Origin of the sequence: Vibrio sp. 10N.222.51.C5 (assembly GCF_041474575.1) — a bacterium.
Taxonomy (GTDB): domain Bacteria; phylum Pseudomonadota; class Gammaproteobacteria; order Enterobacterales; family Vibrionaceae; genus Vibrio; species Vibrio crassostreae_C.
Window position 1 is genome coordinate 1 of sequence record NZ_JBFRUJ010000028.1, and the last position, 21,443, is coordinate 21,443.

The following is a 21,443-nucleotide window of genomic DNA, read 5'->3' on the forward strand; positions in this document are numbered from 1 at the left end:
ATCCGCGATGAACCTTTTTTTTGCCTGATTATCACCCTTTATGCCCATCGATTCTCCGTGATTGACACAGTTAATCAACAGTCCGTTTAACTGTCAGTCACCCCTTATTTTTCGTACTCTAATTGCCATTGCAGCGCTATAAGAAACTGATATCATTGCCATACCTCAGCTTACGAGATAAAACCTTGCCAGATCCACTCAACTCCATACATCGTTCTTTATTCGAACAACTTCCAGGCTGCTGGGGCTGCAAAGATACTGACTCGGTCTTCGTGTATGCCAACCTTGCTTACAACCAATTGATTGGCTTAAAACCCAATGAGACTTGTACTGGCTTGACCGACTTCGACATGCCCAGTCAAACCACTGAGTGCGCACAAGATTTCAGGGCTCAAGACAAACATGTAATGGATACACGCAGTACCCTTAAGATTCTCGATATTCACCCCTATCCAGACGGACGCTGGCACGCCCATATCTTTACCAAAACCCCTTGGCTTGATGATGACGACAACGTCCAAGGCACCATCTTCTATGGCCAAGAGCTTACCGATACCGCGATCTTAGAGGTTGGTCATTGGGTTTGTCAGGCCACAGGAACAAAAGGCAATCAGGCATCGCTTGCGGGGTCAGAGCCGCGTGTGTCTAAACTGCAAAAGCGGCTGACTTCGAGAGAATCAGAGGTGCTGTTCTTACTGCTTTTCGGCAAGAAACCACAGTACATCGCGTCGACGTTAAACATTTCAATCAAAACGGTCGAAGGTCATGTCGCCAGATTGAAACAGAAGTTTGATGCACGCAGTAAAAGCCAATTGATTGAGTATGCGTTGGATTCAGGATTGGGCTCAGTGATCCCAGAAACTCTGCTCAAAAAACAGATCTCCGTTGTTCTGCACAGTAACTGATTGACTGTTCATCTGAAAATGCAGACAAAAAAATGCCGTTGATTTGATAAGTCTAATCAACGGCATTTTTAGATCTGTTAAGCAGCTAAGCGATCAAAAAGCCTAAGGCGCTAGGCGATCAATATCCCAACTGTTGTCTTGGCGAGAGAACAAGAAACGGTCGTGCAAGCGGTGTTCACCACCTTGCCAAAACTCAATGCTATCTACACGTACACGGAAACCACCCCAGAAAGAAGGCACGGGAATCTCGCCTTTGGCAAACTTCTGTTTAAGCTCTAGATACTTACCTTCTAAAATCCCGCGCGCTGAGATGCGGCTACTCTGCTTACTTGCAATCGCGGCCAATTGGCTCTCTTTTGGACGTGACGAGAAGTACTTCATATTTTCCATAGCCGTTAGCTTTTCAGCCGTGCCCGTAATATGAACTTGTCGCTCAAGTGGATGCCAAGGAAAGTGCAAACTGATTTTGCTGTTGTGCTCAAGCTGGTGCGCTTTACGGCTACCTAGGTTAGTGTAAAAAACGAACCCGTCTTTATCAACATTCTTCAGCAGAACAATGCGTTGGAATGGCTGACCATTTTCATCAACCGTAGCAACTGTCATGGCAGTAGGGTCCGTCAACTTCGCTTCAATGGCTTGCTCTAGCCATAGGTTGAATTGCTCAATCGGGTCTGCGGCCAAGTCTTTACGTCTCAATCCACCCTTAGCGTATTCGCGACGAATATCTGTCAGTTCCATTTGCTTGCTCCTTTAAATTTTTTTGTGATTTTGCGCCGTAATCCTTTGAAACACAAGTCTAAGCCATGGTTTTGTCTCACAGAAGGTGCTCTGTGTTAACAAGATCTCGGTACTCTCTCCATCATATTGATAATCTTTATACAAACCGATGACAAGCTGAGATCCGAGTGACCAAAATACTGCCTAACCTAATGACACCCTTTGTTTTATTCTCATTGTTATTGGGAGCTGCAGGGCTGACCGCAACCCACTTTATGGCAGTGCAATTCCAAGAAAAAATCGTCACTCAGCAACTCGATGAAGCAGCAAGTAAAGCCAATCTACAAATCGACTCTGAATTGGATAAATTCAAACAGATCCCGGATTTGCTCAGCCATGACCCGCGCTTGCTCTCTTATTTTGACTCAACACAACGAGCAGACAAGATTTCCGCTGCGCAGCTCAATCAATTGCTGTTTGAATGGTCGAATCAAAGCCAAGCCGACACCATCTATATTCATGACCCGAGTGGTACTGTGGTCGCTTCCAGTAATTACCAAAAACCTCGTACCTTTGTGGGTGAGAACTTCTCGTTTCGTCCCTACTTTGCTTCTGCCATTCAAGGTAACAACACACAATATGTCGCGCTAGGCGCTCGTTCGAACGTACGCGGTTATTTTCTGTCTTCACCTCTGTATATCGACAAGGAAATTGTTGGCGTTATCACCGTAAAAGTGAGCTTAGAAAATCTCGAAAACATCCTAACCAGCGACGATTTTGAGATTGTAGTACTCGACTCTAACCAAGTGGTCTTTCTATCAAGCCAAGCTCCATGGCTTTACCATTCATTGTTGCCACTAACTCAGCAACAACAAACGGATATCGCACTTCAACGCCAATACGGTCAAAGCGAAATTTCGATCATCGAAGCCTTTCGCTCTTCAAGCTCTCAATCAGAAACTAGCAACGCCAATCAATCTAGCAACCTTCAATCCAATGAAATCCGAAAAGAGCTCACCGCCAACCAGTTATTCAAGCTTGGTGCATTTAATCTTTACCCCGCTACCATCAGCAACAATCAGTACCAAGTTGTTGCCCTAAAAGAGACCAGAGCTGAACTTATTAAAATCTTGCAGATCGATGTCATCTTCGTGGTGATTTACAGCTTGGTGATGCTCATCGCTTGGTCGTGGCGCCAGACTTATCTCGCGAAAGTGGCGTTGACCCGACTCAACCAAAACCTAGAGCAAACCGTTGATAAACGCACTCACTACTTGAAGCAATCCAATCAACAGCTGCAACAAACCCTTTTTCAATACCAAGAGTCGCAGTCGAAGTTGAAACAGACAGAACAAGAGCTGACACAAACCGCGAAACTAGCGGTACTCGGTGAGCTGTCAGCCAGCATTAACCACGAAATCAACCAACCACTTGCAGCACTGCGAACCTACAGTGAAAACAGCTTAAAGCTACTGGAAATGGAACGAACCGATTTAGTGAAAAGCAATCTTGAGAAAATGATTGGCCTCAACAACACCATTACCGACATCATCGCGCGACTCAAAGTCTTTACTCGCAAGGTCACTAAACAAGAGCATCATGTGGCGAACCTGCACCAAGCGGTCAACAACGCCACCAGTATTCTCAGTGCGCTGATGATCAAGCAAGGAATTACGCTAAGGCTAAGCACGGTGCCAGATGACATCAATATTGCGATTCATCCAACCGAACTCGAGCAAGTACTGGTGAATCTGATTCACAACGCGACTCAAGCGCTGCAACATCAAGCTCTTGAACAGAAAATCTTGCAGGAGCAACAAAACCTGGAAAGCGTTGACCAACAGGCTAGCCCACAGATAGGCATCGAATGGCAACTGCATCATGACTCTTGTCAGCTGATCATTTGGGATAACGGAATTGGCATGCCGAACGATAAGCTAGAACAGCTGTTCGACCCGTTTTTTACCACCAAACCGGAAGGTTTAGGGCTAGGGCTTTCAATATCGAAACGGATTATTGAAGCGTATCACGGCACGATCAGCGCGAACCGGTTAGAGCCTTCAGGCATGGTATTCTCGCTAAACATCCCGTTATATAACGATAAGCGCTAACACGCCGTTGTTATTGTTAACGAAAAACGAATTTCACATTACTGCTAATCTCACCTACAGCTAAGGAATCGGCTTTTGCACTCTATGCCTAAACTCTATTTTGTCGACGATGAACCCGCCATTCGAGACTCGGTAGAACAAGCCATGCTCATTGAAGGTATCGATATCGTCGGCTTTCCCAATGCTATTGAGGCATTAAAGAAAATAGATACCACGCAAGCCGGAATTGTCATCACCGATATTCACATGCCGGTAATGGATGGCATTCAATTAACGCAAAAGTTGCTGAGCCAAAATCCTCATTTTCAGGTCATCGTACTTACCGGACATGGTGACGTGCAAACCGCGGTATCAGCGATGAAAGCCGGTGCTTACGATTTTCTGGAAAAGCCATTTGTGGTCGATGCCCTACTCACTGCCGTTAAAAAAGCCGCGGATAAGCTCGCACTGGTTGAAGAGAACAACCTACTGCGTAAAGAGTTGGCAATGCAAAATCAGGTTGGCCCGAAACTGATTGGTCAATCACCATCAATGCAGGCATTACGCCGAGAATTGATCACCCTAGATACCAAAACCAACCCACTTCTATTGTTTGTTGGTGATTTAGGGACGGGGAAAAGGGTCACTGCACAATACACCCATGATTTACACAGTCATCAAACCGCAGAGCTTTGCCCTGTCGCGGCGTTTAATTTGCCACGCAGTGACGAAGCGACATTCCATCAGTTTATTTTGCAACTGTTCTTGAAGCATCAAGGTGGAACACTCTATATCCATGAAACAGAAGCGTTAACTTCGCAGCAATGGCTATGGTTAGCCGCTCTAAAACCCACTCTACTTCGTGAAAACTCATGCAAGACCAATGCAACTTGTATCATTATCGCAACTACAGTAGTTCCTACTACAATTACAGGTGAACTGCGCCGATTTAATTTACTACCCTTGGCGCAAAGAACGGAAGATATTGGCTCTTTGTTCAAACACTTTGCTCGTGGTGCAGCCAGTCGCTATCAACTGCCGCCACCCGTGATTACAGAAAAAGAGATCCAGAGACTCATTGCAACGCATTGGACGGAGAACATTCGTCAGCTTCGCCAACATGCTGAACTCAGAGTGCTGACTCAAATTAAGCAGCCGTCGCTCGACAACGATACTAATGAGCAAAATGAACTCGATATGAGCATTGAAGAGCAACAACAGTCGTTAAACCAACGCACCGATAGCTTTGAACAAATTATCTTGATTGAGGCACTACATCGCCATCAAGGTCGTTTAAAAGAAGTACAACAAGAGCTGCAGGTATCGCGAAAAACACTGTATGACAAACTAAGAAAGCACCAACTCGATAAAACAGATTTCAAGAACCGATAAGTCTTAAAAAATATATAAATTCAAAGATTTAAATGAGCAAAATCTTAACATTTATCAAAAGTAAGAATACACTCAATAGGCTTGCACTTTTATTTAGCGAACAAGGACTGTTATGAGTCAGAAAAATTTCAGCAAATTGAACGAGACCGAGCTTGAGTATGTCGATGATAAAACAGCGGCACTACTCCTCAATACGCCCACCAGTGCGCGAATTATGTTGTGGGTGATCGTTCTGTTTTTTATTGCTGCTATTGGGTGGTCTGCATGGGCAGAGATCGACAAAGTTACCGTTGGCCAAGGCAAAGTGATCCCCTCCTCTCAGATCCAAGTGGTACAAAACCTTGAAGGTGGCTTGGTTAAAGAAATCTTAGTTAAAGAAGGCCAACGCGTTCAAAAAGGTCAACAACTGCTGTTAATCGATGACACACGATTCCGTTCTGACTTCCGCGAACGTGAACAACAAGTCGCGAACTTGACCGCCAACGTGTTAATGCTTTCCGCTTCCCTGACCAGTGTTGTCATCAATGAAGAATTCTCTGAAAAAGAATGGAAGAAAAGTGTCACTCTCGATTATGGCAAGCTTGCGTTCCCACCTAAATTCTATGAACTTCAACCTCAACTGGTTAATCGTCAAAAAGCAGAATACCGTCAAGATCTCAATAATCTGAGAAACCAGCTTTCCGTTTTTGATCAACAAGTTGAACAGAAACAGCAAGACCTAGTTGAGATTAAAGCGCGTGTTCGAAACCTAAAACAGAGCTACCAGTTTGCTCGCCAAGAACTGGATATCACCAAACCTCTCGCCGATGAAGGGGTGGTACCACGAATTGAATTACTTAAACTGCAAAGACAAGTGAACGACACTCGCCGAGAAATGACTTCGAGCGAGCTAAAAATTCCTCTTTTACGCTCAGCAATCAAAGAATCCATGCTCAGCCGTATTGACGCCGCACTGAACTTCCGCTCCGAACAACAAGAAAAACTCAATCAAGCCCAAGACAAGCTCTCTGCAATGACCGAATCTGCCGTTGGCCTAGAAGACAGAGTAAACCGTACCGTGGTGGTTTCTCCTGTAACAGGCACCGTTAAAACATTGGGTATTAATACTGTCGGCGGGGTTATCCAACCGGGTATGGACATCGTTGAGATTGTACCAACAGAAGACTCTCTATTGGTTGAAGCGAAAATCGCCCCGCAAGATATCGCGTTCCTACGCCCAGAATTGACTGCCATCGTTAAATTCAGTGCTTATGACTTCACTAAGTACGGTGGTCTAGAAGGCGTGTTAGAGCACATCAGTGCCGATACCACTCAAGATGAAGAAGGCAATAGCTTCTATATCGTGCGCGTGCGCACCGAAAAACACAATTTTGGACAGAACGAAGAGTTGCCAATCATTCCAGGTATGACCGCCTCTGTCGATATCATCACGGGTAAAAGAACCGTGCTTGAGTACATGTTGAAGCCACTATTAAGCGCTCAAAACAATGCACTAAAAGAGTAATGACGTTTGATGTTTGATAACGCCTTTCAATACACAGCAAATAGACAAGAGCAGAGGCTATGAAGTCTCGGATTTCGCTATTGCTGCTGGTCCTCACCTCTTTCACCTCTGTGGCGCTCAACAAGAGCGACCAACGGTGGATAGATGCAGTGACCAAAACCTACGGCGATAGAGCCGGAAAGCGAGTGGCAACATGGCGCTCAAATATGACGTCATACGACGGATTAAGTGAAAAAGAGAAGCTCAGGTCGGTGAACCAGTTCTTCAACCAGATGTACTTTGTCGATGACAACATACTGTGGGGAAAGAATGATTACTGGGCAACACCACTGGAATTTTTAGGCAGCAACGCCGGTGATTGTGAAGACTTCACAATCGCAAAATACTTCTCTTTGCTTGAACTGGGCGTCCCAGATAAGAAATTACGATTAGTGTACGTAAAAGCACTGGAACTAAACCAGTTCCACATGGTGTTAGCTTACTACTCAACACCGAGTGCAGAGCCATTAATTTTGGACAACTTAAACCCTGAAATTAAACGCGGTTCCAAACGCCCAGATCTAAGACCAATTTACAGTTTTAACGGTAAAAACCTTTGGTTGATCAAGTCGGCAGCAGGCAGCGGCAAGTTGGCAGGGAAATCTTCAAGATTGAGCTTATGGAACGACTTACGTTCACGTGAGCGCTCTCTAAAATTAAACAAACCCATTATCAATTACGATGAGTAGGTACAATGACTTTATATAAACAGCTTGTGGTCGGGATGGTTGCAGTGTTCATACTGCTGATGACGTCAGTTTTTATGATCGAATTCAATACCACCCGTGGATACTTAGAGGAGCAGCAACGCTCTGAGGTAAGTAATACCATTAATACTGTTGGACTGGCTCTCGCCCCTTACCTAGAAGAAAAGGACAAGGTGGCAGTGGAGTCTGTTATCAACGCCCTGTTTGATGGCAGTTCTTACTCAGTCGTTCGATTGATCTTTCTCGATAGCGGTGAAGACATTCTCCGCTCATACCCTGTAAAGCCAACTGGCGTACCAGAGTGGTTTACCAACCTAAACCTGTTCGAGCCTGTTCATGACCGCCGCGTGATCACCAGTGGCTGGATGCAATTGGCCGAGGTCGAGATCGTAAGTCACCCAGGCCCTGCCTACGATCAACTTTGGCAAGCATTCATCCGCTTACTGAGCATATTTGGCACGATCTTCTTGCTCGGTTTGGTGTCTATCTCTTGGATCCTTAAGCGCGCTTTACGCCCGCTCTCGTTGATCATTACCAAGATGGATCAGATCGCCAAGAATCAGTTTGGCGAACCTCTGGCTCGTCCAAAGACAAAAGATCTCACCTTGGTTGTCGATGGTATCAACCACATGTCGACTCAAGTTGAACTGGCATTTAAAAACCAAGCGAAAGAAGCTCAGAAGTTACGTGAAAGAGCATATATCGACCCTGTATCTCAGCTAGGTAACCGTGCTTACTACATGTCTCAGTTAACTCAATGGTTAGAGGAGTCGAGCTTAGGTGGTTTAGCGGTACTTAAAGCGGAGTTTATCAGTGAAGAGTACGATGAAAAGGGCTATCAAGAAGGTGATGCCTTGGTTCATCAACTGGCTGAACAGCTGCAAGCTTCAATTTCATCTCCAGATATCACCATCGCTCGTATTTCTAGTGACGAGTTCGGTTTCATCATGCCAAACATTGATGAGAGCGAACTGAAACTTGTCGCGAGCAGCATCGTAAACTGTATCCAGAGCCTAGGTTCAGACCCAACAGGCACGGCGAATCCACATATTGCTCTTGGTGTGACCTACAGCAACAAGCGTAAAACCAGTACTGAAATCATGTCGCTGGTGGATAACGCACTCTCAAGTGCCAAGGCGAATCGAGAACTTGCTTACGGCTACGTAACCGCAGACGATCACGGCGCAGTGATGGGCAAACAACAATGGCGTATGTTGGTTGAAGAAGCGATCATCAACGACCTCATTACCTTCCGTTTGCAGGCTGCAAACAATGCCTTTGGTAAAACGTATCACCAAGAGGTGTTCTCTGCGATTGAAAAAGATGGCGTGCGTTACGGTGCTAACCAGTATCTATACGCGCTAGAACAGCTTGAAATGAGCCACATTCTCGACCAATACGTTATTGAGAAGATGGTTGAAAAGCTCAATGCAAAAGAAGTAACCAGCCCAGTCGCTATTAATCTCTCGCCAAGCAGTATATCTCAACCAAGCTTCATCCGTTGGATCGGTAAGACGCTTGAACAGAATGCTTCAATCGCTCACCTATTGCACTTTGAGATTCCAGAAAACTGCTTCATCAACGTTCCGCACTACACGGCACTCTTGTGTAACACCATTCGCAACGCTGAAGCGGTGTTTGGTGTCGATAACTATGGGCGTAACTTCCAATCACTGGATTACATCAACGAATACCGCCCAAGTTATGTGAAACTAGATTATCTGTTCACACATAACCTTGATGACGAAAAACAGAAGTTCACCTTAACGTCGATCTCTAGAACCGCTCACAACCTAGGCGTCACCACCATCGCGTCTCGAATAGAAACTCAGACTCAGCTAGATATTCTGTCTGATAACTACGTAGAAGTGTTCCAAGGCTTCATTGTTGATAAATAGTTGTAAGGGTTATATCACATGCAAGATCCACTATTGAACTCACTGATCTACGTTAGCCGGTATTACGGGTTAGCTAACTCGCCCGAAGCGTTGATCAATGGGCTACCACTATCAGACGGAAAGCTAACCCCTTTCCTATTCCCTCGTTCTGCTGAACGAGCAGGATTGGTGGCAAAAGAAAACCGTTCCGACTTAGAAAAGATTCCTCACCTGATACTGCCTGCTGTCTTACTGCTTAAACAAGGCGAGGCGTGCGTTCTCAACAGCATTGATTTAGAGAAGCAAGAAGCGGAAATCATTACTGCAGAAAGCGGAATGGTGCCAATCATCATTCCTGTCGAAGAGCTGAAAGAACAATTCATCGGCCGCTACTTCTTGGTAAAGAAACAGTTCCGCTATGATGAACGTTCACCAGAGGTTCTAAAAACACGTAAAGGGCATTGGTTTTGGAGCACGATTTGGGAATCTAAAAACATCTACCGAGATGTGTTGATCGCCTCGATTCTGATCAACATCTTCGCAATTGCCGCGCCGATGTTCACTCGCTTGGTGTACGACAAAGTAGTCCCTAACCTCGCCTTTGAAACTTTGTGGGTGCTAGCGAGTGGTATCTTTGTCGTGTTCCTATTCGATTTGCTGCTCAAATTGATGCGAAGCTACTTCATTGATGTTGCCGGTAAGAAATCCGATATTCTCATTTCCTCCAAGCTGTTAAGTAAAGTACTGGGGATTCGTATGGAAGCGAAGCCTGCTTCCGTCGGTGCTTTCGCTAAAAACTTGCAAGAGTTCGAATCCATTCGTGAATTCTTTACCTCTGCAACCATTGGCTCGTTAATCGACTTACCGTTCGCACTGATGTTCTTAGCGCTAATTTGGCTAATGGCTGGAAACCTTGTATTCGTTCCCGTTGCTGGCGTGGTCATTTTGATCGTCTATGCATTGCTAATCCAAGGCCCACTGCGCCGCACCATTGAAGAAGGCTCTCGTCTTGCTTCGCAGAAGTACGCAAACTTGATTGAGAGTTTGGCAGGGTTAGAGACGGTTAAGCTGTTCAGCGCGCAAAGTCAATTCCAATTCCGTTGGGAAGAAGCTGTTGCTCACATGGCGAATTGGAATATCAAAAGCCGACGCATCACTGACAGCATCCAAAACACCGCCGGCTTTGTTCAGCAAAGTACTAACGTTGGTATGATCATCTTTGGCGTGTATCTAATTGCAGAAGGTGAACTTACGATGGGTGGCTTGATCGCAGCAACCATGTTGAGCGGCCGAGCGATTGGCCCGCTTGTTCAGCTGTCTTTGCTTTCGACTCGTTACAACCAAGCAAAGTCATCAATGACTCTGATTGAGCAAGTGATGTCGATGCCTGATGAACAAGAAGAAGGTAAACGCTACATTCACCGTCCGATTATTCAGGGCCATATCGCGCTAGATAAAGTGACGTTCCACTACCCAGATTCACCAGTGGCTTCAATTAGAGACTTAACCCTCAATATTAGTCCTGGTGAGAAAGTAGCAATCATTGGTCGTATTGGTTCAGGTAAAACCACACTAGAACGTCTGATTATGGGCCTGTACAAGCCCACAGAAGGCCATGTACGTATTGATGAAACGGATATGGAGCAACTGCATCATGTCGACGTACGACGCAATATAGGTTGTGTTCCGCAAGACAGTAACCTGTTCTACGGTTCAGTAAGAGACAACATTACTTTAGGTCGTCCTTTGGTGGATGACCGTGACGTGATGGATGCAGCAAACCGTGCAGGGGTAACCGCGTTTACTCAACAAGATCCTGCAGGTTTGGAACGCCAAGTGGGTGAAGGTGGTGCCTTGCTGTCTGGTGGTCAACGTCAGTCAATTGCCATTGCTAGAGCCTTCCTTGGCCGTCCGCCAGTGTTGTTGATGGATGAGCCGACCAGTGCTATGGATAACCGTTCAGAGATGCACATCAAACACCAACTTAACCAATTGCTACCAAGCGAGACGTTAATTCTGATTACACACAAAACGTCGATGTTGGACATTGTCGATCGAGTGATCGTAATGGAGAAAGGCTGCATCATTGCAGATGGTCCTAAAGCACAGGTTCTTTCAGACCTTAAACAAGGCCGAGTGAGAGCGGTTAGCTAAAACGCGCAATCCACCTAAATAAATCATTATCAGTAGAAAGCAAAAGGGGAGCATCAACTCCCCTTTTTCTATTTGTCAGTATCGGCACCTTAACCATACGTAACTTTGTGTTCAGCACAAAAGTCTACAAAGCAATATCCTCTTGCTCCATCTTGAATGAACATTGGATCTCGTATTGGTTGAATGAGAAAACACTTCCGCCGTGGGTTCGCTTGGTTGTGACTGTCTCATCACCAAATTGAATCGTCACTCGGGTATACACTTTTTCGTGTACCTCTACAGTGCATTCAGCAAGGTTGGTTGCAAACTCCGCTTCGAGTGTATCTAGCTGCGACTTTGTGTTTTCTATTGCGAGGTTATTCTTCTCACGTTGCTGCTCTATTTCTAGGGCTTGCTCTTCGCTTCTCTCGGTTTTAGGGCGCTTCTTAAATTCTAACTCTTGGCGAATCACACCCATGGTTTGCTCTTGAGTGTGTTTATAAGCTTCCTTCAGCTCGGCTAGCTTTTGTCGGTAACCATCGTAGCGCGCAAAGCCATGTACTTTAGTTGCGGTGTCTCCCTCAACACCTAAGAAGACACATTCTACTTTCCCGCCGACTTTGGCTTCACCACCGCTGAGCGTGCCGTGTTTTTTCAAACTGTCCATCACGATAAGGTTGTTACCACAGCGAATGTCATTACTCATACTGTGCACACCAAGTCTAAGGTCGTTGGCCGTTTGTAGCTCAGCATTCTGTGCGTAGCTTGCTGTGATAGAGCCTTTACTGAATACCTTACAACTTTTTGGCTCCCCCTCTTTAGTCGTATGGCCGATAATGCCTTTGGCGACTTTGATATCCCCCTGGGCTTGAACTTCGGCCGATTCGATAAAGCCACCAACCGTAACACTTCCGGTCGCCTTGACGATCATCCCCGGCTCGATGTTGCCAGAGACGAAGACATTACCTTTAAATTTAACATGCCCAGTTGAGACATCGACGTTGCTGATACATAAGGCGTCATCCACTTCGATGGTTCGATCTTTAATGATGGGCAATCCAGGGTGTGAGGCGAGTAGTAAATTGGGATCTTCAGGGGAGATGTAGGTGCCCTTTCCTGGCTTGATTAAACTGTCTTGCCCAGGAAGCGGTGGGATAATTCGGCCTTGAACGGTAAACCCAGCGATACCTTTGGTAGCGGGGGTACGTTTCATTAAGTGATCATTTTGACCAACGGTAATGGTTTGTCCCAAGTCTCGCATATCAATCTTGCCTTCGTCTTTGCTGCGAGGCTTCAAGACTTGGCGAGTAATATCTTCAACCAAAGCGGCAAACTTAGCATCCTTACCTTTTACTGGTTGTGTCCCTTTAGCGACGGGCTGAGTAAACTTTTCCCCGGGCTTAAGTTTGCTACTCATCATCAGAACTTTTCTGAGCGCTAACTTATTTATTCCTTTTGTTATTTGAGCTAGAGATAAGCACTGAATGATGTCGCTACCACGCAGTGGGTGTCCATTGTAGGGACCAGTGACCACGAGACTCGCCAACATCTCATCATCAGACAGTTCGACCGCAACAGTGGCATTTCGAACTTCAGCAATCAAGATTCCTTCATAAGCTTCACCCTTACCTTCTTTAGCAAGAGTAACGAAACGCAACACCTCTTCTTCGAAAAGAAAATAGTTTGATGCATTCAAAGCTTCCAAGGTTGGTGGCAGCGTCTTGTTATCAAAGCTTGCGTCAACCACAATCCCGGTTGGCAGACATGCCATTACTTGTTGCTTGTCTTCCGACAATGTAACGATGTTATCCCACATTCGAATTGAGTATCCCTAATGACTCAGTTGTTATTCAGTCTATATAATTCATTCTGCGCTGAGTATCACATTATTAGAATAATCAGCGTCACATCACTTACTTTCGATTCTGCAAACATGACTCATAAATAAGACTTACACATTTTATGATCTGCTTCGCCTTTACAAATACATAGGAAAATTTTTTCAGAATATTTCGTGCGATTGAATGTTGATTCGATGTAGGGCTAGATAGTAAAGGCGAATAGCTTTAGAAGATTAAAGGCTGTAGTGGAGAGATGAAACAGAAGTGATGTAACAGATAATCAGGGTAAAAACGGATTTGAATATGGAGCTTCAGTTTACAGTGTAAATCCAAGATTCTAATTTACACTGTAAATCTAATTTGTAGCGGTCAGTCTATTTAAATGATGGCTAGCCTATTTACACTGTAAATTTGCTAGCAAAACATCGACATCTTTACGAAACTGAATCTCTGCTTGTTTACGACCAACAAGATTAAACTGTTCAACACAAGTCCCCCACTCTTTCTGCTGAACAACCTTTGCGATGAGTAAGTCAGAAATACCTATGTTTCGATCGTTACTGAGTAGAATCAAGTTCAGTACGCTGAAGCTGATCGCATCATAACTGTTGCCACCGTTCACGTAATTTCTAACTAACTGAGTTTCAAACTCACTAACGGTGTGAACACTCTTTGGCAGCAGAGCTCGCACCATATCGGTTTCAAGTGAAACCAAAGAACCTGAAACAAGAAAACAGTAGCTACGCTCGAAGTGATTTTGAACTTGGTTTATCCAGCCTTGAGAGTTTGAGTTAAGCGCCTTAACCATCAGAACCGAGTGACAGCCACTGGCCTGATCTCGCTGGTGGCCGATGTGCACAGCTTCAAATTCACTACCACGCCAAAAAGAAATCAATTCGCTGGTCGCGCCAAAGCTTGTCGCCAGATAATCTGCTTGGCTGGTTTGCTGTGATAACTGAGCCAACATCCAACGGCCAATACCCAAACCTTGATGACGTGCTGAAACAGCAATGCGCATAACTCGAAGGCACCGACTGGTCGCCGCCTGAGTACAGCCAAATTGGTTTGCCAGTAATACAGAGGCAAGGTGACCTTGAGGCCTGCGTTTTCCAAGTTGAATTTGAGTAATCAACTCGCTGTCCAAACCACCCTCTTCCGTCACTAACATACAACCTAAACATTTATCTTGCTGCCAAGCGGCGTATAAACGGATTGCTGGATTGTTGAGAAATTGCATTAAGTCATTTGGCGAGGTCTGATAGTGCGCATCCACGAGAAGAGAAAAACATTGTTGTAGCTGCTCAGGATTAGCCAAGCATTCTGATTTTGATAACTCGCCCAAGTTTAATTGGTTGATTGCGTCAGCAGAAAAGCCTTCGATTTCATCAACCGCCGATTCAGTGACTGATGCGTCATTACCAAGTAGGAAGCAATCAAACAACCAAGCTTCTAGCGGATCGTTGCTATTCCAACGAATCGGTTGTTCGAGCTTAAAGCCTTTCCACCCCGGACGATGCTCAGAAAGCCAAGACTCAAACTTAATACTGAACCCTCGTCCACTGCCTTCGTAACCGTGTACCGTGGTCGAAAAAACCATACGGTGATAGATGTCGACCATGGATTTAAGCATCGGAATTGGAATTGTAGCCGCTTCGTCAACAAATAGAAGGTCACAATCGGGCTTGGATTTAAGTAATTCATCTGGCGCGACGAATCTCAAACTTCCCCCTTGATGACGAATGTGAGTAGCGTTTACCACTTCGCAAGATTCCAACCCTTGGCTAGCATGGGAAAATACCGGCTCTACCGCTTTCACTGAAGGTGCGGTAACAACAATATTAAACCCGTGACGCTCAACTAACAGCTGCGCAGCGGCAATACCCAATGTCGAACTTTTACCACGCCCTCTATCCGCAGTGAGAATCAAAGGACGTTTACGGTGTCCAGACACCACTTTTTTGACTAATTCAACAGCCGTGTTTTGCTGTTCAAATTTATCCAATCCGTTTTGGGCGCTTTGCATCTGAGGAAGAACGTGAGTTGCTTGAACTACATCGCAGGCTTCATTGTGTTGTGAAACAGACATCAGTTTATCGAAATGACGTTTTAACCAACGTTGACCAAAGCTTTCACTATCTTCAGAGGCATTAACTTTTGGCGGCAACACCAACAACAACCCACCACCAACTAACGAACCCAACGCGGCACTAAAACCATTCGCATCGAACTGCTCTCTAAAATCACAAACAAGAACTTGGCACTCACGACCAAGCAGTTGTTGGCCTTTTTTTACTGGAGCATGAATCACACCTTCAAATGGCGTACCGCCAACCTGGAAGATGTTCGGAGTGTTTGAATCTTGAAGGAAGGTAAAAACAGCAGAGTTTTGCCAATCAAAATCGCCATCAAAGACCACGCCGTAACGGTGATCGTTATGTTGAGCAATATTAGAAAGTGTATGTAGAAAAGTGTTGGTTGGGTTTGTCATAGTTAGCGTCCAGATTCATCTAAACACAGTTTATCACAGCCAAATAAAAAGCCGCATAAAGCGGCTTTAGAGGAGTAATGAAAAGTCGTCGACTTAGTCGAGCTTCGATTGTACGAAGGCGAGGATTTCTTCCATTGTTGCGTCATCAACTTTCTTAAGGTTCAACGCCAAGTTTGAACCCTTGCGGCTGTATGATACGCGGCCCTTAATAAGCTCAACTTTTGGAGAAGCTTTCTTCGCTGGCGCTGGCGCCAATTCAAGAATCCAACCTTCCAAAGTTTCTGTCACGTCTTTGGTTAGACGAGTTACGCCTTGAGCTTCGCTACGCTGCCATACAAAACCTTCAGAAGCATCACACTTAGTAAGCAGTGTTTGCTGCTGTTCACTCGTCAATCCACCAAACTGCTTGTGCAGTTTAACAATAGTTGGACGACCAAGGTCGCTCACATTTGGGTAAGCTTGTAGCAATTCAAGTGGCAAAGCGGCTGCTTTCAATGCACCACTCACCAAAGCTTCACTGCACTGGAACATTTTAGCCAGTGCTTTCTGATCTTCAGCTTCGCCTTTATCCAGCTTCGCTTGCATCTCTTTGCCCTTCTCGTAAAGAGAAAGCGGTTTATGAGCGTTAGCTACGTCTGATAGGAACTTAGCGTGTTCGCCGTTAATGTTTTCAGCAACATAGATTAGGAACTCTTTGTCAGCCAAAATACATGACATACGACGACGGCTACCATCAAGAACTTCAATCTTACCGTCTTTGTTCTTACGACCAACCGCAGGGTATTGCTGACCACGTTCTTTCAATGTTGTAAGAACATCAGAAAGCGCGTGCTCATTTAAGAAAGATTGCTCACGAGCGTTCTCTTCAAAAACAACCGTTCGAGTTGCCACTTCAGCCGCAGGAATTCGAACCAATTCAAATGAAACCAGATCTTCGCCAGCAACAGAAAGCTCGATCACTTGAGCCTGTTCTTTTGCCGCTGTTTGCGCTTCTTGTGGTGTTGCTACGCGACGTTTGTTTGCTTTACCAAATAGCTTTGCATTTAAGTCAGATGTTTTAATTGCCATTGTTGTTATCCCTGATTAAGTGAAGGCCAGTTGCTATGTAATACGCGCTCTAATTCTAGAGCACTTTTTTGTACTGCGTCTTGAGCAACAGCTAGAGTTTTCTTACCGCCCTCAAAGTCGCTCACCGTTAGATCGAAAACCGTGCTGTAAGTGTCAGCACAGGTTTCAAAAGCACGGCTTCTTGGAATGGTTGCCATCATTACTTGGTCATTCAACAGGTAGTTCATTTCGGTCAGAACTGACACTTGTTTCTTGTTGTCGTCTTCAAACATGGTTGGCATTAGACGAACAAATTCGAGCCCTTTCCAATCATCCGGGAACATTTCGTAAACCGTTGGTAAGTGCTGGAAGAAGTTAACCGTTGAAGCCCAATCCAAACGCTTAGCTGCACATGGAATCAGAAGTGCGTTCGACGCGTACATTGCATTCCATACTAGAGGGTCAACGTGCGGGCCCGTATCAATCATAATCACATCGAAATCATCGGCGATTTTGTCGATAAGCTTCTCTTTTAACAGACGAACAATATCAAGTGACTGATCTTGTGAAAGGCTTTGCCACGCTTCAGCGTTAAACATCGCATCTTCTGGGAAAGCAGAAATTGTCTTCAGATTTGGATACTGAGTTGGCAATAGTACGTTCTTACGAAGAAACTCTAGATCGACATCTTGGCCTTCAGGCACGTTGTCCAACATGATATCGACGGCAGAATAGATGCTGTCGTGCTCTGCCCCACTAATTTGTGGATTTAGGAACAGACGCAAAGAGCCCTGTGGGTCCAAGTCAATCAGACAGATACGGTAGCGCTTATCCAAATTCAGAGACAAACAAGCGGCTAAGTGAACTGCTGTCATTGATTTACCCGTACCACCCTTCTGGTTTTGTACGTTGATAATCCATGGCTTATTGTCAGCGTGCTGCTTACGTTCATGGAACTTCGGCACTTCTGCCGCGTCCATCAACATGTGAGCTTCTGTCAATGAAATCGAGTAATGATTAGCGTTGTTCTTTGTGAACTGATGGCCATCAGCTTCAAGTTTAGTGATCGCTTCATCGAGCTTACGACGCGTTAAACCAGAACGAGTCTCCATCATAGCTTTAGACATTGGAGGGAAATGTTCATCACTTCGCTCTTCCAAAATAATCTCAATTCGGTCAGCCTGAACTTGTTGAGTTTGTTCGGCTAGCTGATAGAGCTTATCAATCGTTTGTTCTCTTTTCATTGCCAGTTTCCGTAATGATTAACTAAGTACAAATTGTACAGCGATTAACAACAAACACAACAAAAACATGAACATACATTTATGAGTAAAAACACATAAAATAGACCGCGTTTTTACAATTTGATGAAACATCGCCTTAGACAAACACAAAAATGACTGTTTCTATCATGTATAACCTGCTATTTCTAGTCTACATTTTAAATGTTACAGCATCACTTATTTACAATGTAAATGGAATTTCAACGAAAAACCTTCGGAACGATTGAAATACAACCGTAGATTACGGTTGGTGTGATTTGCATTCGAATTTATAGATTTTCAATCCAATAAAAATTAAAAAACACTCAATGACCAAAAAATTCAAAACAGAAGAGAAGATGGGGTGTCAAAAAACAACAGAGGATTGGAACCTAACCGGAAGAATGATCATGGAGCACATCCAGTGTAAGATAATTGATAACGCCAAATTATGAAGCATGATCAAGGCGTAAACTGAGCAATATTGATCCGAGCAACTGCACATTGAAAATGATCAACCTCCGGAAAAATGATCAAGTAAACATAGTTCCGGAAGCATGTAATTTATGAACTAAGTTACGGACAAATGCTTTTGGAATGGGGATTCAACGCCTATAAGGGCTCAATGATTGAAAATTCAATCGACACAGACCAAGAATACACAAACATGACAATTTCATGATCATGCTTCCTAGTTAAGACCCACCCGCTCTAAATACATCAAAGCAATCCATTTCCAGCGGATACAGACTAAATTTTGCACTCAATAGGGTAGGAACGATAAAAAAGTATGCTCTCTTGATCATTGTTCCGATAGATTGGCCACCACAAGTGTCCACTTAGACAAGTCAAAAGCGACTTAGAAACCGATGTTGAATTCCGATCTGTGGATAAGCTGTATAAGTATAATGATCATGCTTTCGAACCAATAATGATCATGCTTACAATGACTTAATGATCATCGTTCTGATGTTCTGTGATCATGCTTTCTTAAGTTTAATGATCATAGTTTCGGAACCTTTATGATCATGCTTTCCAAGGCGGTTTATTTTAATGCTTTAAATTCAGCCACTTATAAGCAAAGTTACGTCCAGATCATTAGATCACTTAATCATTTAAGATCATATTAATCAAAAAGATCAGTTATTTAAAAGCCAATAAATTCTCTTTATTTATGATCATTCTTTCTTTATCATTCAGGAACTATAGTGAAATTACGGTTAGTGTGATACGGATCAAAAATGAAACCAGAAGAGAAATTGTTAATTAAGGCACGAAGCCACAAAGATGGTCATTTATTTGAGGTATCTGAAACAGCCGTTGAATGGATAGAACAATATCAACACTTCAAAGGTGTCACCAAAAGCATAGTTGAGCTTCTTAACCTAATTTCACTTCGTGGGTTTAGCAGTAAAGACGGGTACGTTTCCACCACTGAGATTATTGAATCAACCGATGGTCAAGTCACTCGCGCAGCCTTACAGCAAAGGCTGAGAGCTGCAGTTAATATCGGATTGTTCAAACAAATCCCCGTTCGCTTTGAAGAAGGCCTTGCTGGTAAAACCATGTTGCATCGCTTTGTGAACCCAAACCAATTGATATCGGTGCTGGGTGCCACCAGCTTAGTGACAGAAAGCGTGAAGCAAAATGAAAAGCAAAAGCGCTCTAAAGCCCTAGCTCAAACCAAAGTAAACAAGCGCTTACTGAATGAACATGGGTTGAATACCCCACCAACGATGAAAGATGAAGCGGATCAATTCATTGTTTCGCCAACCAATTGGGCGGGGATTATTGATCAAGCGTTAGCGCCACCTAGAACTCGTAAGAGCTACCAGAAATCCATGGTTTCGATCTCTGGCACTCGCGCTGTGATCGAGACACGATCTTCTAAAAATATCATGACCGTTGACGATCTGATGACGCTATTCGCGTTATTCACTCTCACCGTTCAATATCATGATCATCACCAAGATGATTACCATCTAGACGCGAAACACACGCCAAACAAAACACCACTCTACATCACTGATATTTTGTCTTTACGTGGCAAGAAAGACAGCGGCCCTGCACGTGATTCTATCCGCGACAGTATTGATCGTATCGAATTCACGGATTTCCAACTGCACGAGCTTACAGGCCGTTGGCTTAGTGAGAACATGCCAGAAGGCTTTAAGAGTGATCGTTTCCGATTCTTAGCTAGAACCATTACCGCATCGGAAGAAGCGCCTACAGAAGGCTCTGACGGCGAAATTCGCATTAAACCGAACCTATACATCCTGGTTTGGGAGCCTTCGTTCTACGAAGAGCTGCTGACGCGTGACTATTTCTTCCTATTTCCGCCAGAAATCCTGAAGCAACATACCTTGGTCTTCCAAATGTATTCGTACTTTAGAAGCCGCATGGCACGTCGTCATTCAGATAGCATGTTGCTCAGTGAGCTCAACCAGAAATTGGCGCGTAACATCGATTGGCGTCGTTTCTCGATGGATCTGATCCGCGAGCTCAGAAAGCTGGGTGAAGTCGGGGATCAAGAAGATACCTTCCTGGTTAATCTTTGGGGTTATCACTTGACGATCACCGCGTTGATCGAAAAAGGGAAAACGACCGATTATCAGGTAGATATCAAATGTAATGTGGAAGAGGTCTTACGTTACTCAAGAGCGCGTACCACTAACGCGGGTAAGCGTAATATGGCACCAACGCTGCCGAACCCACTTCGTAACGAAATGGTGTCTAAGCAGAAACTGGAAGAGCTGTCTGAGATTATCGACGGTGAGTTTGAGCCAATTCAGCGTAAAGCACCGTCGCCAAGAGGTAAATTGGGACGTCGAGTTAAGCAGCGTAAACACTCTGTTGAGATCAACGCTGACGAGATCATGATTACTCTCTCTAAATATACCTCTGCAGAGGCTCTAGAACGCAGCATAACGGCTTTATCTGCTATGACAGGGCACTCACATGCCTCAATCAAAGAAGAGTGCTCAGAGCTCATTGAGAAGCTTGATTGGTTGAGAGTAGGGGAGGACGTTATCCCATACGAAACACTGAGTCGCTTGATTGAGCTATATAACGACCGAGATAGCACCAGCAATCGACATCTGTCCATTGAACGTTTGATCTCTGGTTTAGCGGTGCGTCGTAAAGTGTGTAAACAAGTTCATGAAGGTCATTTAGACGAAAACGTGTTCCTTGCGCTCGATGAAATGGCGATTGGCCACTAGTCATTATCCTATCGCGATAAGCCTGTTTTACCGTCGCTGAATGGATAGTTTTGAACACATTAGGTGCTGATTAAAATCGCACCTAACGCTGACAAAGTGATGACAAAGTAGCGCATCTAGTTGATTATTATTTATCCCGAATAGACAACCTTTGTCCTTTCTTGTGATTAATAGATTGGCTCATATTTTGTTACATCATACTGAATAGATTTTTGCGAGT

The 21,443-nt window shown here is 44.5% G+C and carries 13 protein-coding genes; 8 read left to right on the forward strand and 5 right to left on the reverse strand.

Annotation, left to right across the window (positions count from 1 at the left end; genetic code table 11):
- The first annotated feature begins 122 nt into the window (after positions 1–122).
- The gene (locus AB4558_RS09705; protein WP_372073586.1) at positions 123–905 is read left to right on the forward strand and encodes a PAS domain-containing protein; all 783 of its coding nucleotides are present in this window, start codon (positions 123–125) and stop codon (positions 903–905) included.
- Between the two features lie 102 nt (positions 906–1,007).
- Here the strand turns inward: AB4558_RS09705 and pdxH are convergent, their stop codons facing one another.
- On the reverse strand, positions 1,008–1,643 hold the full coding sequence (gene pdxH / locus AB4558_RS09710) for a pyridoxamine 5'-phosphate oxidase (protein WP_017061203.1): 636 nt from the start codon (positions 1,641–1,643) through the stop codon (positions 1,008–1,010).
- Positions 1,644–1,810: 167 nt separating this feature from the next.
- Between pdxH and AB4558_RS09715 the strand changes: the two genes are divergently transcribed.
- The 6 genes from AB4558_RS09715 to AB4558_RS09740 all read left to right on the forward strand — a co-directional run bounded on the left by AB4558_RS09715 (position 1,811) and on the right by AB4558_RS09740 (position 11,385).
- Positions 1,811–3,733 (forward strand): ATP-binding protein, encoded by a 1,923-nt coding sequence (locus AB4558_RS09715; RefSeq protein WP_372073588.1) that lies wholly within the window; start codon positions 1,811–1,813, stop codon positions 3,731–3,733.
- Positions 3,734–3,817: 84 nt separating this feature from the next.
- Entirely contained in the window at positions 3,818–5,104 is a 1,287-nt protein-coding gene (locus tag AB4558_RS09720) for a sigma-54 dependent transcriptional regulator (RefSeq protein ID WP_017065145.1), read from the forward strand.
- Positions 5,105–5,216: 112 nt separating this feature from the next.
- Positions 5,217–6,608, forward strand: coding sequence for an HlyD family type I secretion periplasmic adaptor subunit (locus AB4558_RS09725; RefSeq protein WP_017061206.1), 1,392 nt, complete (start codon positions 5,217–5,219; stop codon positions 6,606–6,608).
- Positions 6,609–6,667: 59 nt separating this feature from the next.
- Entirely contained in the window at positions 6,668–7,336 is a 669-nt protein-coding gene (locus tag AB4558_RS09730) for a transglutaminase-like cysteine peptidase (RefSeq protein WP_019823329.1), read from the forward strand.
- Positions 7,337–7,341: 5 nt separating this feature from the next.
- Entirely contained in the window at positions 7,342–9,252 is a 1,911-nt protein-coding gene (locus AB4558_RS09735; protein WP_017061208.1) for a LapD/MoxY N-terminal periplasmic domain-containing protein, read from the forward strand.
- An 18-nt stretch (positions 9,253–9,270) separates the two neighbouring features.
- Entirely contained in the window at positions 9,271–11,385 is a 2,115-nt protein-coding gene (locus AB4558_RS09740; RefSeq protein ID WP_372158744.1) for a type I secretion system permease/ATPase, read from the forward strand.
- Between the two features lie 124 nt (positions 11,386–11,509).
- On the opposite strand, the gene AB4558_RS09745 is transcribed toward AB4558_RS09740, so the two are convergent.
- From AB4558_RS09745 to AB4558_RS09760, 4 genes are all read right to left on the reverse strand, one after another.
- Positions 11,510–13,180, reverse strand: coding sequence for a DUF342 domain-containing protein (locus AB4558_RS09745; protein ID WP_372158747.1), 1,671 nt, complete (start codon positions 13,178–13,180; stop codon positions 11,510–11,512).
- 419 nt (positions 13,181–13,599) lie between these two features.
- Positions 13,600–15,693, reverse strand: coding sequence for a GNAT family N-acetyltransferase (locus AB4558_RS09750; protein WP_372158748.1), 2,094 nt, complete (start codon positions 15,691–15,693; stop codon positions 13,600–13,602).
- A 93-nt stretch (positions 15,694–15,786) separates the two neighbouring features.
- Positions 15,787–16,761, reverse strand: coding sequence for a ParB/RepB/Spo0J family partition protein (locus AB4558_RS09755; RefSeq protein WP_017061212.1), 975 nt, complete (start codon positions 16,759–16,761; stop codon positions 15,787–15,789).
- Between the two features lie 5 nt (positions 16,762–16,766).
- The gene (locus tag AB4558_RS09760) at positions 16,767–17,984 is read right to left on the reverse strand and encodes a ParA family protein (protein WP_017061213.1); all 1,218 of its coding nucleotides are present in this window, start codon (positions 17,982–17,984) and stop codon (positions 16,767–16,769) included.
- 1,259 nt (positions 17,985–19,243) lie between these two features.
- On the opposite strand from AB4558_RS09760, the gene AB4558_RS09765 reads away from it, so the two are divergent.
- Positions 19,244–21,223 (forward strand): replication initiator protein RctB domain-containing protein, encoded by a 1,980-nt coding sequence (locus AB4558_RS09765; RefSeq protein ID WP_017071247.1) that lies wholly within the window; start codon positions 19,244–19,246, stop codon positions 21,221–21,223.
- Positions 21,224–21,443 lie beyond the last annotated feature (220 nt).

Coding starts and splice junctions, on each gene's coding strand:
- pdxH (WP_017061203.1), bottom strand. CDS start 1,643: ATGGAACTGACAGATATTCGTCGCGAATACGCTAAGGGTGGATTGAGA.
- AB4558_RS09735 (WP_017061208.1), top strand. CDS start 7,342: ATGACTTTATATAAACAGCTTGTGGTCGGGATGGTTGCAGTGTTCATA.
- AB4558_RS09740 (WP_372158744.1), top strand. CDS start 9,271: ATGCAAGATCCACTATTGAACTCACTGATCTACGTTAGCCGGTATTAC.
- AB4558_RS09725 (WP_017061206.1), top strand. CDS start 5,217: ATGAGTCAGAAAAATTTCAGCAAATTGAACGAGACCGAGCTTGAGTAT.
- AB4558_RS09765 (WP_017071247.1), top strand. CDS start 19,244: ATGAAACCAGAAGAGAAATTGTTAATTAAGGCACGAAGCCACAAAGAT.
- AB4558_RS09750 (WP_372158748.1), bottom strand. CDS start 15,693: ATGACAAACCCAACCAACACTTTTCTACATACACTTTCTAATATTGCT.
- AB4558_RS09720 (WP_017065145.1), top strand. CDS start 3,818: ATGCCTAAACTCTATTTTGTCGACGATGAACCCGCCATTCGAGACTCG.
- AB4558_RS09745 (WP_372158747.1), bottom strand. CDS start 13,180: ATGTGGGATAACATCGTTACATTGTCGGAAGACAAGCAACAAGTAATG.
- AB4558_RS09755 (WP_017061212.1), bottom strand. CDS start 16,761: ATGGCAATTAAAACATCTGACTTAAATGCAAAGCTATTTGGTAAAGCA.
- AB4558_RS09760 (WP_017061213.1), bottom strand. CDS start 17,984: ATGAAAAGAGAACAAACGATTGATAAGCTCTATCAGCTAGCCGAACAA.
- AB4558_RS09730 (WP_019823329.1), top strand. CDS start 6,668: ATGAAGTCTCGGATTTCGCTATTGCTGCTGGTCCTCACCTCTTTCACC.